The sequence below is a fragment of the Azospirillum himalayense genome, from assembly GCF_042657465.1.
Taxonomy (GTDB): domain Bacteria; phylum Pseudomonadota; class Alphaproteobacteria; order Azospirillales; family Azospirillaceae; genus Azospirillum; species Azospirillum himalayense.
Genome location: NZ_JBHSLC010000011.1, coordinates 43,875 through 59,418 on the forward strand (window position 1 = coordinate 43,875; position 15,544 = coordinate 59,418).

The following is a 15,544-nucleotide window of genomic DNA, read 5'->3' on the forward strand; positions in this document are numbered from 1 at the left end:
CCCATCCTCATTGATTGCATCGAGTATGACCGAAAGCCGCGTATACGGCATACCCCCGCCGCGCACGGCGCCATTGCGGCGGATGCAGGGCGCCGCGCTATAGTGATGCCCGCCGCGCACAAGACGTGGCCGCCAAAGAAGAAATGCCCGATCGGGAGGAAAGCATGGATCACGCCGTCGCGGAGTCCGTCGGACAGCCGCCGCTGCCGCAGGACGTCGCCGTCAACCCCATCCGCTCCGCCGCGGACTGGCACAGCCAGCGCGCCGCCTGCGCGGCCGATCCCGGCGCCTTCCACGGCGCCATCGCCGCGGAGACGATCCACTGGTTCGACGGCGCGCACTGGCTGATGCGTGACGCCGACGGCGTCTGGCGAGGCTGGAACGCCGCCACGGGCGAACGGGCGGGCGAGGCGGCGGAGCGGGAGGACTGGACGCCCTGGACGCGGGCCTTCGACGGATCGGAGGCGCCCTTCTACCGCTGGTTCGCGGGCGGGCTGACCAACGCCGCCTTCAACGAGGTGGACCGGCACGTCCTGTCCGGCCATGGATTGGAGACCGCCTACTGGTACGAGGGCGACCGCTGGGACGCCGCCGCCAACGGCGGGCGCGGCGGCCCGGTCCATCACGTCACGCTGACCCGGCGCGAGCTGCTGATCCGCTCCGCGCTTGCCGCCTTGGCTCTGCAAGGGCTCGGCCTCCGCCAGGGCGACCGCATCGCGCTGAACATGCCCAACATCCTCGATCAGATCGTCTGGACGGAGGGGGCGAAGCGCATCGGCGTCATCTACACCGCGGTGTTCGGTGGCTTCTCCGACAAGACCCTGTCCGACCGCATCGAGAACGCCGGCGCCCGCGTCGTCATCACCGCCGACGGCGCCAGCCGCAACGCCGAGATGGCCCCCTTCAAGGAAGCCTACAGCGACCCGGCGCTCGACCGCTTCGTCGCCCTGCCGACGGCGCTGCGCATCACCGAGGAGGTTCTGCGCGCCAAGCTGGGCGACACGGCCCTGATGGAGCCGGTGCGCCGCGGGCTGGAAGGCGAGATCACCGTCGCCCCCGCCGACGTGATGCGGGAGCTGGGCCGGGCGCTGGACCGCGCCGGGACGCTCGACGCCGCCACCGTGGCCGACCTGCGCGCCAGCGTCGCCGAGGCGCTGACCGCCGCCCCGCCGCGGGTCGAGGCGGTGATCGTCGTCCGCCACGCCGGCTTGCCCGACATTCCCTGGACCGAGGGCCGCGACGTCTGGGCGCACGAGCTGCTGGCGAAGGCCGAAGCGGAACTGTGCGACGCCGCCGGCCTGCCGGACAGCGGTCTTCCGGGCATGGAGGCATTGCGCGCGCTGGACGACCGGGCGCTCTACGCCGCCGTGGCGAAGGCGGTTCCCTGCGTTCCGGTGGACGCCGAGTATCCGCTGTTCATCATCTACACCTCCGGCTCCACCGGGAAGCCGAAGGGCGTGGTGCATGTCCATGGCGGCTACGTCGCCGGGCTCGCCCACACCATGAAGGTCAGCTTCGACGCCCTGCCGGGCCGCGACGTCATCTATGTCGTCGCCGATCCCGGCTGGATCACCGGGCAGAGCTACCTGATCACCGCCAGCCTCGCCGCCCGCATCCCCGGCATCGTGACGGAGGGGGCGCCGGTCTTCCCCAACGCCGGGCGCTTCGCCTCGATCATCGAGCGGCACAAGATCACCATCTTCAAGGCGGGCGTGACCTTCCTGAAGACGGTCATGACCCATCCGGAGAACCGCGCCGACGTCGAGCGCTACGACCGCGGCAGCCTGCGCGTCGCCACCTTCTGCGCCGAGCCGACCAGCCCCGCCGTGCAGACCTTCGGCATGGCGGTGATGACGCCGCAGTACATCAACAGCTATTGGGCGACCGAGCATGGCGGGATCGTCTGGACCCACCCCTACGGCAACCGCGACCAGCCGCTGCGCGCCGACGCCCACACCTACCCCCTGCCCTGGGTTCTCGGCGACGTCTGGGTTCCCGAGAGCGAGCCGGACGCCGCGGGCCGCGTCGCCTTCCGCCCCGCCGAGGCGGAGGAAAAGGGCGAGATCGTCGTCACCGCCCCCTACCCCTACCTGACCCGCACCATCTGGGGCGATGCGGAGAACGTCGGGAAGCCCGGCTGGAAGGGTGACTTCGACCGTTTCGTGACGACCTATTTCGGGCGCTTCCGCGACGCGGAAGGCAAGCCGGTCTGGGCCTATCTGCAGGGTGACTTCGCGCGGCGCTACGAGGACGGCAGCTTCAGCCTGCACGGGCGGTCCGACGATGTCATCAACGTGTCCGGCCACCGCATGGGTACCGAGGAGATCGAGGGCGCGATCCTGCGCGACAAGCAGATCAACCCCGACAGCCCGGTCGGCAACGTCATCGTGGTCGGCGCCCCCCACCGCGAGAAGGGCCTGACCCCCGTCGCCTTCATCCTGCCCGCCAAGGGCCGGGACATCACGGCCGACGACGAGCGCCGGCTCAAGGATCTGGTGCGGCAGGAGAAGGGCGCGGTCGCCGTCCCCTCCGACATCCTCGCCGTTCCGGCCTTTCCCGAGACGCGGTCCGGCAAGTACATGCGCCGCTTCCTGACGGCGATGATGAACGGGGAGCCGCTGGGCGACACCTCCACCCTGCGCAACCCGGAATGCCTGACCGACCTGGAGGCGCGCATCGCCGCCTGGAAACGCGGCCAGCAGCGCGCCGAGGAACAGACCCTCATCGAGCGGCAGCGCTTCCTGTCCGTCCAGTACGACCGGCTGGCCGAGGGCGTGCGGATGGCGACCGTCACCATCGACAACCCGCCGGTCAACGCGCTCTCCGACCGGCTGCTCGACGAGCTGGACACGCTGGTCGCCCATCTCGCCCGGCGGGCGGACGTGCGCGCCGTGGTGATCACCGGCACCGGCCGCAACTTCGTGGCCGGCGCCGACATCCGCCAGCTTCTCGACGAGGTGCGGGACGAGAGCGAGGCCCGCGCCCTGCCCGCCAAGGCCCACGCCGTCTTCCGCGCCCTTGCGGCGCTGGACAAGCCGGTGTTCGCGGCGATCCGCGGCGTGGCGCTCGGCGGCGGCTGCGAGCTGGCCATGGCCTGCCACGTCCGGGTGGCCGATCCGCGGGCCCGGCTGGGCCAGCCGGAGATCAACCTGTTCCTGCCGCCGGGCTATGGTGGGACGCAGCGCCTGCCGCGCCTGCTGCTGCGCAAGGACCCGGAGCGGGGGTACGGGCGGGCGCTGGAGATCCTGCTGTCCGGGCGGCAGATCGACGCCGGGACGGCGCTGGAGTATGGCTTGGTCGATGTGGTGGCGCGCGGGGCGGACGACGCGCTGACGCTGGCGAAGGCGATGGCAAGGGAGGCCGCACTTGCCCCCAAGAACACCCATACCCCCTCCCTAACCCTCCCCCGCTGCGCAGGGGAGGGAACTCCGCCGCCCGCCGACAAAACCCTCCCCTGCGCAGCGGGGGAGGGAGGGGCCCGCGAAGCGGGAGGGTGGGGGCAATACTCCGCCGAAACCGCCCGCCTCCTCCGCCAAGCCCACAGCGTCGGCCGCGGCCCGGTCGCCGACACCATCGTCCAACTCGTCGACACCGGCCTGCGCGACGGCTTCGACGCCGGGTCAGCCGCCGAGATCGCCGCCTTCGCCCGCTTCCTCCTCGACTCCGAGCACGGCGCCAAGAAGGGCATCGCCCTGTTCCTGGAGAAGAAGTCCCCGCCCCTCCCCGCCCGCCCGCGGCGCGACAGCCGCGACGGCGTGCTCCCCATCGGCAGCCCCTTCGTCCCCGGCGCCACCCCCCTGCCCCGGTGGCAGCTCGCCCAGGCCGTCGTCCGCGACCTGGAGACGGGAGCCGCCGCCCACGGCGACCCGGCGCAGGCCGAAACCGAGGTCGTCATCCCCGTCCCCGAGCCCGGCCCCAACCAGGCGCTCGTCTATGTCCTCGCCTCCGAGGTCAACTACAACGACGTCTGGGCGTTGACCGGCATCCCCATCTCCCTGTTCGACGAGCATGACGAGGACGTGCACGTCACCGGTTCCGGCGGCGTCGGCATGGTCGTGCGGATGGGCGAGGCGTTGCAAGCGCAGGGGCGGCTGGCGGTCGGCGATCTGGTCGCCGTCTATTCCGGCGTCTCCGACCTGCTGGACCCGGAGGCCGGGGCCGACCCGATGTTCACCGACTTCCACATCCAGGGCTACCAGTCGCCGGACGGCAGCCACCAGCAGTTCATGCTGGCCGACGGGCCGCAGCTCTTCCCCCTGCCGCCCGGCCTCGCGCTGGAGGAGGCGGGCAGCTACATGCTCGCCGCCGGCACCGGCTACCGAGCGCTGTTCACGGCGCTCGACGTCCAACCCGGCAAGCGCCTGCTGGTCGAGGGCGCGGCGGGCGGCACCGGCGCCTGGACCGTCGAACTGGCGCTGGCCCGGCGCATGAAGGTGACCGGCATGGTGTCGTCGGAACGCCGCGCCGCCGCGATCCGCGCCCGCGGGGCGGCGGCGGTGGACCGCTCCGTCGCCGAGGCCGCCTTCACCCGCATCCCCGCCGACCCGGCGCAGTGGACGGCGTGGGAGGAGGCCGGGCGCCCCTACCTCGACGCGCTGCGCGCCGCCAACGGCGGCCAGCTCGTGGACTACGCGGTCAGCCACGCCGGCGAGACGACCTTCCCCCGAACCTTCCAATCGCTGGCGGACGGCGGCGCGCTGACCTTCTTCGGCGCCTCCAGCGGCTACCACATGACCTTCCTCGGCAAACCCGGTTCCGCCGAACCCGCCGAGATGCTGGGCCGCGCCCGCCTGCGCCCCGGCGAGGCCGTGCTGGTCTTCTACGGCGCCGGGGCGGTGGGGCTGCGCGACGACATGGCGCTGTCGGCCATCGAGGCGGCGCGCGAGAGCGGCGCCCGCGTCTGCGTCGTCACCGACCGCGATTCCGAACGCGACTTCGTGCTGTCGCTGGGCTATGGCGAGGCGCTGGCCGGCGCCGTGTCGCTGGCCGAGATCACGCGCCGCGTCCCGCATTTCGACTGGCCCGACACCATGCCGGACCTGCCCGACCCGCAGCGCGAGACCGCCGCCTTCAAGGAGGCAGTGCGGCTGTTCACCGAGGACACGTTCAAGCCGCTGGGTCAGGCGGTGGGCCGCATCCTGCGCGCCGCCGACAACCCGCGCGGGATGCCCGATGTCGTCGTGGAGCGGGCGCGGCGCGACACGCTGGCCGTCTCGACCATGCTCGTGAAGCCGCACACTGGGCGCGTCGTCTATTGCGGCGACATGAGTGGTCGTCGCTACAGCTTCTACGCGCCTCAGGTGTGGATGCGCCAGCGCCGCATCCTGATGCCATCCGCGTCCATCGTCGGTACGCATCTTTCGAACGCTGCGGAAATCGCAGGGCTGAACCGCGTCATTGCGTCGGGGGCGGTCCGTGTGCCAACGACATACCTCGGTGACTGGGACGAACTGCCCACGCTCCATCAGGCCATGTGGGAGAACCGCCTGCCGGAAGCGACCGGCGGCGCCGCCAAGGCTGTCGTGAACCACGCGCTGCCGGAAGCGGGCCTGACCTCGCGCGACGAACTGCTGATCGCCTGGGCAGGGTCGGCAACAGGAAAGGGACAATGAGGCTTATCATCAAGGACCTGTGCCACCGCTACGACGACCTCGTCGTGCTGGACGGCATCGACCTGACGGTGCAGGAGGGGGAGGTTCTGGCCGTCATCGGCCCGTCGGGCTGCGGCAAGTCCACCCTGCTCGGCATCGCCGGCGGCATCGTTGCGCCCAGCTCCGGCACCATCGCGGTGGCGGGCGCGGTGCCGGACGGCTGTCTGAACCCGATCACCTTCATCTTCCAGGACTTCGCCCTGCTGCCCTGGCGCAGCGTCGAGGACAACCTGTCGCTCGTCCTCGAACATCACCCGCTGTCGGCGGCCGAGCGGCGGGAGCGCATCGAGTCCGGCCTGCGCCGCATGGGTCTGTGGGACTTCCGCAAGGCGCTGCCCAAGCAGTTGTCCGGCGGCATGCGCCAGCGCGTCGGCATCGCCCGCGCGCTGGCCGTGCGCCCGGCCATGCTGCTGCTGGACGAGCCGCTGTCGGCGCTCGACGCCCAGACGCGCGAGCTGCTGATGGAGGATTTCCTGTCGCTCTGGCAGCGCGAGCGGACGACCGCCCTCTACGTCACCCACAATCTGGACGAGGCGCTGCGGCTGGCCGACCGGGTCGTCGTGCTCAGCCGCCGTCCGGGCCGGCTGCGCGAGATCGTGACCATCGAGGAGCCGCGCGACCAGCGGCTGGAGCCCTCCGCCCAGGCCCATCTGGCGGAGGTGCGCGACCGGCTGTGGCACCTGATCCGGGCCGAGGCCCAACTGGCCGACCGGGAGATCGCCGATGCCTGACACCAGTCTCCCCATGACCGACCGCTCCGCCGCGCCGTCGCAACCCGTCCGCTTCCGCGGCGGCGGCTTCACGGTCAAGGGACACCGCTGGGCGGCACTGCTCGCCTTCGTGGTCCTGATCGCGGTGTGGGAGTCCACCAACCGCTTCGGCCTCGTCAGCGAACTGTTCCTGCCGCCGCCGAGCGCGGTCGCCTCGGCGCTCGCCGCCATGGCGCAGGACGGGTCGCTGTGGCAGCACCTGAAGGCGTCGCTGATGCGCATCGGCGTCGGCTGGGTCATGGGCACGGTGGCGGGCATGGCCGTGGGCTTCGCCATGGGCATCGGGTCGGTCGCGCGGGCGGTCGGCGTCCCGCTGGTCTCGGCTTTCTTCCCGATCCCGAAGATCGCCCTGCTGCCGCTGTTCATCCTGTGGTTCGGCATCGGCGAGCCGTCGAAGTTCGCCACCATCGGCTTCGGCGTCTTCTTCCCGACCGTGATCGCCACCTACAGCGCCATCGATTCGGTGCCGCGCAACCTGATCCGCATGGCGCAGAGCTTCGGCCTGCCCTGGGCGTCGATCCTGCGCAAGATCGTGCTTCCCGGCGCCCTGCCCGGCATCCTCGCCGGCTTCCGCATCACCGCCTCCATCGCGCTGATCCTGGTGGTCGCGGCGGAGATGATCGGGGCGGAATACGGCATCGGCGCCTTCGTCCTGACCGCCGGCAACCTGATGCTGACCGACCAGCTTCTGGCCGGCGTGCTGGTTCTGTCGCTGCTCGGTCTGAGCATCGGAACCGTGCTGTCCATCCTGGAACGCCGCCTGCTGAAATGGCGGTGAGAAAAATGATGATTGAGAATGGGAGACTGAGAATGACCGTCGTGCGTTGGAGCCGCCGTTTGGTTCTGGGTGCAATGGGTGTTGCGGCCCTGGCGCTGGCCGGGACGCCCGCCGCCGAGGCGCAGGGATTGGAGAAGACCTCCATCGGCGTGCTGGCGCTGGCCTCCTCCGGCCCGATCTTCATCGCCAAGTCCAAAGGCTATTTCGAGAAGGAAGGGCTGGACGTCGATCTGAAGATGTTCACCTCGGCCCAGCAGGTGCCGGTGGCCGTGGCCTCGGGCGACGTGGATTTCGGCGTGACTGGCCTGACAGCGGGCTTCTACAACCTGGCCGCCAAGGGTGCCGTCACGATGATCGCGGCGCAGAGCCGCGACGAGCCGGGCTTCCAGCTCAGCGCCTATGTGGCGACCAAGGCGGCGCATGACGCCGGGCTGACCAAGCCGGCCGACCTCAAGGGCAAGCGCATCGCCATCACCACGGTGGGCTCGACCTTCCACTACATGGTCGGTCTGCTCGGCCAGAAGCACGGCTTCACGGTCAAGGACGTGACCATGGTGGCGATGCAGGACGTGCCGAAGATGGTCGCCGCCTTCAAGGGCGGTCAGGTTGACGCGGTGATCGCCCCGGTGACGGTGGCCCGCCAGCTCGCCGCCGAAGGCTCCGGCACCATTCTGGGCTGGGTCGGCGACGAGACGCCGTGGCAGCTCGGCGCCCTCTTCACCAGCCCGAAGACCGTCGCCCAGCGCCGCCCGCTGGCCGAAAAGTTCGTCAGCGCCTATCTGACCGCGCTGGCCGAATACCATGCCGCCTTCAACGCCAAGGACGCGTCGGGGGCCATCGTGAAGGGTCCGGGCTACGACGAGCTTCTGGCGATCATCGCCGAGGCGACCAAGCAGAAACCCGAGGTGGTCGCCGCCGGCCTGCCTTATGTCGAGCCGAAGGGCAAGCTGCTGGTCGACGACGTGGTCAACCAAGTGAAGTTCTGGCAGTCCGAAGGTCAGGTGGACAAGGCGCTGGACGCCAAGTCCGTCATGGACCTGACCTTCGTGAAGTAAGGCGCTCGCAAAACCCCTCTCCCGTCCCGGGAGAGGGTGGCCCGAAGGGCCTCTCGCACTGGCCGAAGGCCAGCGCTGACGGCGTCAGGCGGATGCCGATGGCATCCGCTGAGAGCCGGGTGAGGGTCGTACGAGAATGGCGCATCGATCCTTGACGGCACCCTCACCCTCCCGCCGCCTTTGCGGCGGGCCCCTCCCTCTCCCGGGGCGGGAGAGGGGACGTAGGGTTCACCGCTTGCCCGGTCCGTAGACCTTCGGCTGGGAGAAGTTGATGTGGTCGAGAAGCTCCTGCGTCGGACAGCCGTCCACCGGGAGCTTCGCGGCCTTCTGGTAGGCGCGGATGGCGGAGCGGGTGTTGGGGCCGATCTTCCCGTCGATCACGCCGGGACGGAAGCCCTGCTCGGTCAGGGTCTTCTGAATGCCTTCCACATAGGCGAAATACATGTCCGGCGTCATGCTGTCGGTCGGACAGGCGGCGTAGGCCGGGGACGCGAAAGCCGTGGCGGCCAGGAAGGCGGCAAACAGGCTGCGGTTCATGGTCTCTCTCCGTTTCTTGTTGCGGAGATCAACAACGCAGAGGCTGCGTTTCTTCCCAAGGGATAAAATTAGGGGGAGGCGTTTGCCCCCTCCCCGGCCCTCCCCCGCTTCGCAGGGGAGGGAGGATCAAGTCCCCTCCCCTGCGATAGCGGGGGAGGGTTAGGGTGGGGGCAAGACCTACCCCCACCCGCACTCACGCCGCGGCGTCGTCGCTCTGCCCCTTCAGGCGCGCGGCCAGTGCGGCTTCCAGGAACATGTCCAGGTCGCCGTCCAGCACCGCCTGGCTCTGCGAGGTCTCCACCTCGGTCCGCAGGTCCTTCACCATCTGGTAGGGGTGCAGGACGTAGGAGCGGATCTGGTGGCCCCAGCCGATGTCGCTCTTGGTCGCCTCGAGCGCGGCGGCGGCGTCCTCGCGGATCTTCAGCTCCCGCTCGTACAGGCGGGCGCGCAGCATGTCCCACGCCTTGGCACGGTTCTTGTGCTGCGAGCGCTCCTGCTGGCAGGCCACCACGATGCCCGTGGGCAGGTGGGTGATGCGGATCGCCGAGTCCGTCTTGTTGACGTGCTGGCCGCCGGCGCCCGACGCCCGGAAGGTGTCGATGCGGCAGTCCTTCTCGTTGATCTCGATGTTGATCTTGTCGTCGATCACCGGAGACACCGAAACGGCGGCGAAGCTGGTCTGGCGGCGCGCCTGGCTGTCGAACGGGCTGATGCGCACCAGACGGTGCACGCCGGCCTCGGTCTTCAGCCAGCCATAGGCGTTGTGGCCGCTGATCTGCGCGGTGGCGGACTTGATGCCGGCCTCTTCGCCGGGGCTTTCCTCCAGCCACTGCGTCTTGTAGCCGTGCTGCTCCGCCCAGCGCAGGTACATGCGCATCAGCATCAGCGCCCAGTCCTGGGCCTCCGTGCCGCCGGCGCCGGCGTTCACCTCGATGAAGCAGTCGTTGGCGTCCGCCTCGCCCGAGAGCAGGCTCTCGATCTGGAGCTTCGCGGCGCGGTCGCGCAGCGCGTAGAGCTGGGCCTCGGCATCGGCGACCACGGTCGCGTCGCCCTCGGCCTCGCCCATCTCGATCAGTTCCAGACTGTCGGACAGGTCGCGCTCAAGCGCGCGGTAACCGTTCACGGAATTTTCGAGCTGGGTGCGCTCGCGCATGATGGTCTGCGCGCGGGACGGGTCGTCCCACAGCTTGGGGTCTTCGGCGTGGGCGTTCAGTTCGTCGAGACGACGCAGCGCGTTATCCCAGTCAAAGATGCCTCCTCAGCAGCGCCAGCGATTCTCTAATCTCGCCGGCGGCCGCTTCGATCTCGGCCCGCATCGCAGTGCCTCCTCGTCAGCCAGAGTTGAACCAGTGTCTTGGCCCTTATGTAGCGGGTTGGGAGCGGCGTTGCACCCTCTTATTCCACAGCCTCACCGGCTTCCGCGACGCTGGACCAGACGGGAACGGTAACCCGCCGGAGCGCAACCCCGTCACCGGGACAGCCGGGCAACCCACTCGGATGAAACCGTTTTTGCGCCGCAAAACCACTTTCGCGGCGCGAATAGGTGGTGGTTCCCCATGATAGCGTCACCAACGTTCGTGCCCGTCACCCGGCGGGCGCGAGCTGTCGGCGTCCCCGTTCTCCAACAACAATAGCGTGGCCCCCCGATGAACTTCACCAGCCTGGGGTTCCTGCTGTTCATCACGGCCTTCACGGCGGGCTTCATGATGCTCGCCAGGACGCGGCTGTTCACGCCGCTGCTGCTGGTGTCCAGCTACATCTTCTACGGCTTCTGGGATTACCGCTTCTGCCTGCTGCTCGCCGGCACGACGCTGCTCGACTTCTATTGCGGCCTGCGCATCGCCGACGCGCCGAACCGCACCACCGCGCGCATCTTCATGCAGATCAGCGTGGCGACCAATCTGGCGATCCTATTCTTTTTCAAATACTTCAACTTCTTCATCGACAGCGCGCAGGTGGCGCTGGCCTCGCTCGGCCTCGACGTCGGGCACCGCACGCTATCCATCATCCTGCCCGTCGGCATTTCCTTCTACACCTTCCAGAATCTCAGCTACACGCTGGACCTTTATCTCGGTCACCTGGAGAAGCCGGAGCGGTCGCTGCTGCGCTACGCGACCTTCGTCGCCTTTTTCCCGCAGCTCGTCGCCGGACCGATCGTCCGGGCGCGCGACCTGCTGCCCCAGATCCAGAACGGCCCGCGCCACGACGTCAGCTTCGCCTTCCGCTTCGCCGGGCTGGAGAAGATCATCTGGGGCTATTTCCTCAAGCTCGGGCTCGCCGACAACGCCGCCGCCGTGGTCGACGCGCGCTTCGCCCAGCCGGAGTTCTTCAATGCGCTGAACCACGTCATCGGGCTGATCTGCTTCTCGCTCCAGATCTACGGCGATTTCGCCGGCTACTCGCTGATCGCCATCGGTCTGGCGCAAATCTTCGGCTACACGCTCTGCCAGAACTTCGCCCGCCCCTACTTTGCCATGGGCATGAAGGACTTCTGGCGGCGCTGGCACATCTCGCTGTCCACATGGTTCCGCGACTACGTCTACATCCCGATGGGCGGCGGGCGCACCCACTGGCTGCGCATCCGCAACCTGACCATCGTGATGCTGGTGTCCGGCCTGTGGCACGGCGCCGCCTGGACCTTCGTCCTGTGGGGCGCCATGCACGCCACCCTGATGGCGGCGGAGGACGGCGTGCGCTGGCTGGCCAGGCGCAGCCCGCTGCGGCTGAGCGGCGCGCCGCTGATGGCCGGCAAGCTGCTGACGGTCGGTCTGGTCTTCCTTCTGATCACCCTGACCTGGCTGCCCTTCCGCGCCGACGACATGCACACGGTGCGGACCATCCTGGGCATCATCGCCGAGGGCGATTTCAGCCTGCCGCGCGGCATGCAGCAGATGAGCTATCTGGTCCGCGTCGCCCTGTTCGGCCTCGTCGTGCTGATGATCGACGCGATGATCGAGTTCGGCGCCGGCCGCCGCTACGCCGGGGTCAACGTCGTGGTCCGCTCCGCCGGCTGCGCCACGCTGATCCTGATGCTCCTGCTCTTCGGCAATTTCGCCAACCGATCCTTCATCTATTTCCAGTTCTGAGGGAGCCCGAACCATGATCCGCCTTTTGGCCGTCGTCGGACTGATCCTGGGCATGGTGGTCGCCATGGACCGCGCGGTGGCGTCCTGGATGGGCGACACGCTCCTCCAGTCGTCGGACCGCTTCATGACCGTCTACCGCAACGGGCCGCCCGCCGACGTGGTGATCCTGGGCAACTCCCGCGCCGACAACCACTTCCCGGTGGAGGAGGTGCAGGCGCTGACCTGCGGCCGGGTGCTGAACCTGGGCATGGGCGGCGCCCCCACCACGGTCGGCGACCTGCTGTGGGAGGATTATCTGGACCGGCACGGCGCCCCCCGCCTGCTGCTGGTCGAGCCGACGAGCGTGGTCGACGATCCCAAGGCGCTCGCCGACCTGCCGCTGCTGGCCTACTACTCGGAGCGGGTGGACGGCTTCATCCGGCAGGTCGACGCCACCATGTGGGCCTCCAACAAGCTGTTCAACACGCTGATCTTCAACAACAACCAGACGATCCGGCTGGCCTTCGACGGGCTGCACCCGACCGGCGACCGGACGCTGACCGGCACCATGTCGCCCTTCCTCAAGGCCCAGCTCGAAAAGGCGCCGACGGAGCGGATGGAGGGCTTCCAGCCGAACTGGGACGCGCTGGACCGCATCATCGGCACGGCGCGGGAGAAGGGCACGCGGGTCGCCGTGGTCATCACGCCCTTCTTCCCCGGCTACATCGAGAAGGTGACCAACTTCGACGCCTTCTTCGAGGATCTGAAAGCCCGCCTGCCGCCGGACGTGCCGGTCATCGACACCCGCCGCGAGGTCGAGGACGAGGCCCATTTCGTGGACGCCCTGCACATCAACCAGGAGGGGGTCCGGCTGATGCTGGCGCGGATGGAGGACCGGCTGCGCCCGCTGGCCGACTGCCCCACCGACACGGCGCCCGCCGACGCCATCGCCCAGCTCCGCCCGGACACCCACACCGCGGCGCGGCCCTGAGCGTCTGCACAAAAGAAAAGCCCCGCCTCCCGAACCGGGAAGCGGGGCTTTTTTCTTGCCGAGGGAAACGCGGTCAGTACAGGCCGCCGGTCCCCACCGTCGCCGCCGAGGGCGGAGCCGCCGGAGCGCCCCAGCCACCCGGCTGCTGGGCCGCCGGGTCGCCGCCGGGCACCCCACCGGTCCAGCCGCCGTCCGCGGCGTGGGCCGAGCCGTCCAGCACCATCTGCGGCTGGTCGGGGTTCGGCTCGGTGCCGGGGATGAAGGCCTCCCAGATCGCCTTGCGCTCGCCGGGCTGGGCGAGACGGCCGTTCTCCGGGTTGACGCGGACGAGGCGCAGGCCGCGCGGCACGCGGAACGGCGTGGCCGGCTGGTCCTTCAGCGCCACCTCCATCACATCCTTGAACACCGGAACCGCCGCCGAGCCGCCGGTCTCGCGGGCGCCCAGCGAGCGCGGCTGGTCGAAGCCGATGTAGGTGCCGACGACGAGGTCGGGCGAGAACCCCATGAACCAGGCGTCATGGCTGTCGTTGGTCGTGCCGGTCTTGCCGGCCAGCGGCTTGCCCAGTGACAGCAGCTTCGTCGCCGTGCCGCGCTGCACCACGCCCTCCAGCATGGAGACCATCTGATAGACGGTGCGCGGGTCGTTCACCTGCTCCCGCGTGTCGGCGACGGCGGGAACGGCCAGCCCGTCGCTCCAGGTGACCTGGTTGCAGGAGGCGCAGGGGCGCGTGTCGTGGCGGAAGACGGTCTTGCCGTTGCGGTCCTGCACCCGGTCGATGAAGGTCGGGCTCACCCGCTTGCCGCCGTTGGCCAGCATGGCGTAGGCGGTGGCGAGGCGCAGCACCGTCGTCTCGCCCGCGCCGAGCGACATCGGCAGGTAGGGCTGGAGGTTATCGGTGATGCCGAAATTCTCCGCCAGCGCCTTCACCTTGTCCATGCCGACGGCCTGGGCCAGACGGACGGTCATGACGTTCCGCGACTTCTCGATGCCGGCGCGCAGGGGCGTCGGGCCGTAGAACTCGTGGCTGAAGTTCTCCGGCCGCCAGATCGGCTGACCGTGGCCGGGGTCATACTCGAACGGCGCGTCCATCACCAGAGAGGACGGGGTGAAGCCCTGGTTCAGCGCCGTCAGATAGACGAAGGGCTTGAAGGAGGAGCCCGGCTGGCGCATCGCCTGGGTGGCGCGGTTGAAGGAACTCATGTGCGGCGAGAAGCCGCCGACCATGGCGAGCACGCGGCCGGTGTGCGGGTCGAGCGCGACCAGACCGCCCTGCACCGCCGGGACCTGCCGCAGCGCGTAGGTACCCGCCGGCGGCTCCTTGCCCTTCTCGTCCTTGCCGGCGGCCTCGACCAGGATCAGGTCGCCCAGCTTGGCGACGTCGGAGGGGCGGCGGATTTCCGGGCCGAGCCGGTTGTCGTCGCGCTGCGCCCGCGCCCAGCGCAGTTCGGCCAGCGGCACGCGGCCGCGCGAGCCGTCCGGCAGGCCGATGTCGAGCGCCCCGGCCTCGTCGTCCTTCAGCACCACCGCCAGATGCCAGCCCTCCGACCCGGCGGGCGGCGCCATGGAGGCGAGCTTCTTCGCCCAGTTGTCGAAATTCTCCATCTTGCCGACCGGCCCGCGGTAGCCGTGGCGGCGGTCGTACTGGACCAGCCCGGTGCGCAGCGCCTTGGTCGCCGCCTGCTGGAGCACCGGGTCCATGGAGGCGCGGACCGACAGGCCGCCCTCGTAGAGCGCCTGCTCGCCATAGAGCTTCACCAGCTCGCGCCGGACCTCCTCGGCGAAATACTCCGACGTCACATACTCCTGCTCGTCGCGCTTGCGCACGGTCAGCGGCTTGGACTGGGCGATCTTGGCCTCTTCCGGGGTGATGTGCCCGTCCTCGGCCATGCGGCCGATCACCCAGTTGCGCCGCGCGATGGCGGCGTCGCGCTGACGCTCCGGGTGGTAGTTGCTGGGCGCCTTGGGCAGGGCGGCCAGATAGGCGGCCTCCTCGATGTCCAGCTCGTCCAGCGCCTTGTTGAAGTAGTTCAGCGCCGCCGCCGCCACGCCGTAGGAGCGGTATCCCAGGAAGATCTCGTTCAGGTACAGCTCGAGGATGCGGTCCTTGCTGAAGGCCCGCTCGATGCGGACCGCCAGGATCGCCTCCTTGATCTTGCGCGAGAAGGACACCTCGTTGGTCAGCAGCATGTTCTTGGCGACCTGCTGCGTGATCGTCGAGGCGCCCATCGGCCGGCGGTCGCGGCCGAGATTCTCCACGTTGGTCAGGATGGCGCGGGCGATGCCGACGGGGTCGATGCCCTTGTGGTCGTAGAAGTTCTTGTCCTCGGCGGACAGGAAGGCGTTGGTCACGCGCTTCGGCATGGCGTCGATGGGGACGAACACGCGCTTTTCCGACGCGAACTCCGCCAGCAGGCGTCCGTCGCCCGCATGGACGCGGGTGGTCACCGGCGGTTCGTAGTTGGCGAGCTTGGTGTAGTCCGGCAGTTCGTGATCGTAATGGTCCAGCATGTAGACCAGCCCCCCCGCCCCGGCCAGGGCGAGGATCACGACGGCCATCAGGGCGGACAGAATAAAGCGCATGACGGTTCCCAGACAGGCATGGCGGCGGTCCCGCCGCCTTCGTCCGGGACAGAGACCGGGAAGACGCGGAACCATCCGATGGGCGGCATCCTACACCGCGAGGGGCGGCAGTCCGA

9 protein-coding genes are annotated in these 15,544 nt (G+C 69.4%); 6 read left to right on the forward strand and 3 right to left on the reverse strand.

Annotated elements, in window-relative coordinates:
• The first annotated feature begins 164 nt into the window (after positions 1 to 164).
• The 4 genes from ACFPMG_RS09085 to ACFPMG_RS09100 are packed head-to-tail and all read left to right on the forward strand — an operon-like array spanning position 165 to position 8,254.
• Positions 165 to 5,612, forward strand: coding sequence for an AMP-binding protein (locus ACFPMG_RS09085; protein WP_376994840.1), 5,448 nt, complete (start codon positions 165 to 167; stop codon positions 5,610 to 5,612).
• Positions 5,609 to 6,382 carry an ABC transporter ATP-binding protein gene (locus ACFPMG_RS09090; protein WP_059398876.1) on the forward strand — a complete coding sequence of 258 codons (774 nt, stop codon included), beginning with the start codon at positions 5,609 to 5,611 and terminating at the stop codon, positions 6,380 to 6,382. The genes ACFPMG_RS09085 and ACFPMG_RS09090 overlap by 4 nt, the downstream gene beginning before the upstream one ends.
• On the forward strand, positions 6,375 to 7,199 hold the full coding sequence (locus ACFPMG_RS09095) for an ABC transporter permease (RefSeq protein ID WP_109138400.1): 825 nt from the start codon (positions 6,375 to 6,377) through the stop codon (positions 7,197 to 7,199). The genes ACFPMG_RS09090 and ACFPMG_RS09095 overlap by 8 nt, the downstream gene beginning before the upstream one ends.
• Before the next feature lie 32 nt (positions 7,200 to 7,231).
• Positions 7,232 to 8,254, forward strand: a complete 1,023-nt coding sequence (locus ACFPMG_RS09100; RefSeq protein WP_376994841.1) for an ABC transporter substrate-binding protein — start codon at positions 7,232 to 7,234, stop codon at positions 8,252 to 8,254.
• A 228-nt stretch (positions 8,255 to 8,482) separates the two neighbouring features.
• On the opposite strand, the gene ACFPMG_RS09105 is transcribed toward ACFPMG_RS09100, so the two are convergent.
• Both ACFPMG_RS09105 and prfB read right to left on the reverse strand, forming a co-directional pair.
• Complete coding sequence (locus ACFPMG_RS09105) at positions 8,483 to 8,791, reverse strand: peptidoglycan-binding domain-containing protein (protein ID WP_035675189.1); 309 nt, start codon at positions 8,789 to 8,791, stop codon at positions 8,483 to 8,485.
• A gap of 193 nt (positions 8,792 to 8,984) precedes the next feature.
• Positions 8,985 to 10,107, reverse strand: a protein-coding gene (prfB, locus tag ACFPMG_RS09110) for a peptide chain release factor 2 (RefSeq protein WP_103041137.1) whose coding sequence is annotated in 2 segments (ribosomal slippage) — positions 8,985 to 10,037 and positions 10,039 to 10,107 — 1,122 coding nt in all. Because the reading frame shifts where the segments join, the coding sequence is not laid out codon by codon here.
• A 330-nt stretch (positions 10,108 to 10,437) separates the two neighbouring features.
• Between prfB and ACFPMG_RS09115 the strand changes: the two genes are divergently transcribed.
• Entirely contained in the window at positions 10,438 to 11,877 is a 1,440-nt protein-coding gene (locus ACFPMG_RS09115; protein WP_376994842.1) for an MBOAT family O-acyltransferase, read from the forward strand.
• Between the two features lie 13 nt (positions 11,878 to 11,890).
• A complete protein-coding gene (locus ACFPMG_RS09120) occupies positions 11,891 to 12,847 on the forward strand; it encodes a hypothetical protein (protein ID WP_376994843.1) in 957 nt (318 codons plus the stop codon).
• Positions 12,848 to 12,920: 73 nt separating this feature from the next.
• On the opposite strand, the gene ACFPMG_RS09125 is transcribed toward ACFPMG_RS09120, so the two are convergent.
• On the reverse strand, positions 12,921 to 15,428 hold the full coding sequence (locus ACFPMG_RS09125) for a penicillin-binding protein 1A (RefSeq protein WP_376994844.1): 2,508 nt from the start codon (positions 15,426 to 15,428) through the stop codon (positions 12,921 to 12,923).
• Between the last annotated feature and the right edge of the window lie 116 nt (positions 15,429 to 15,544).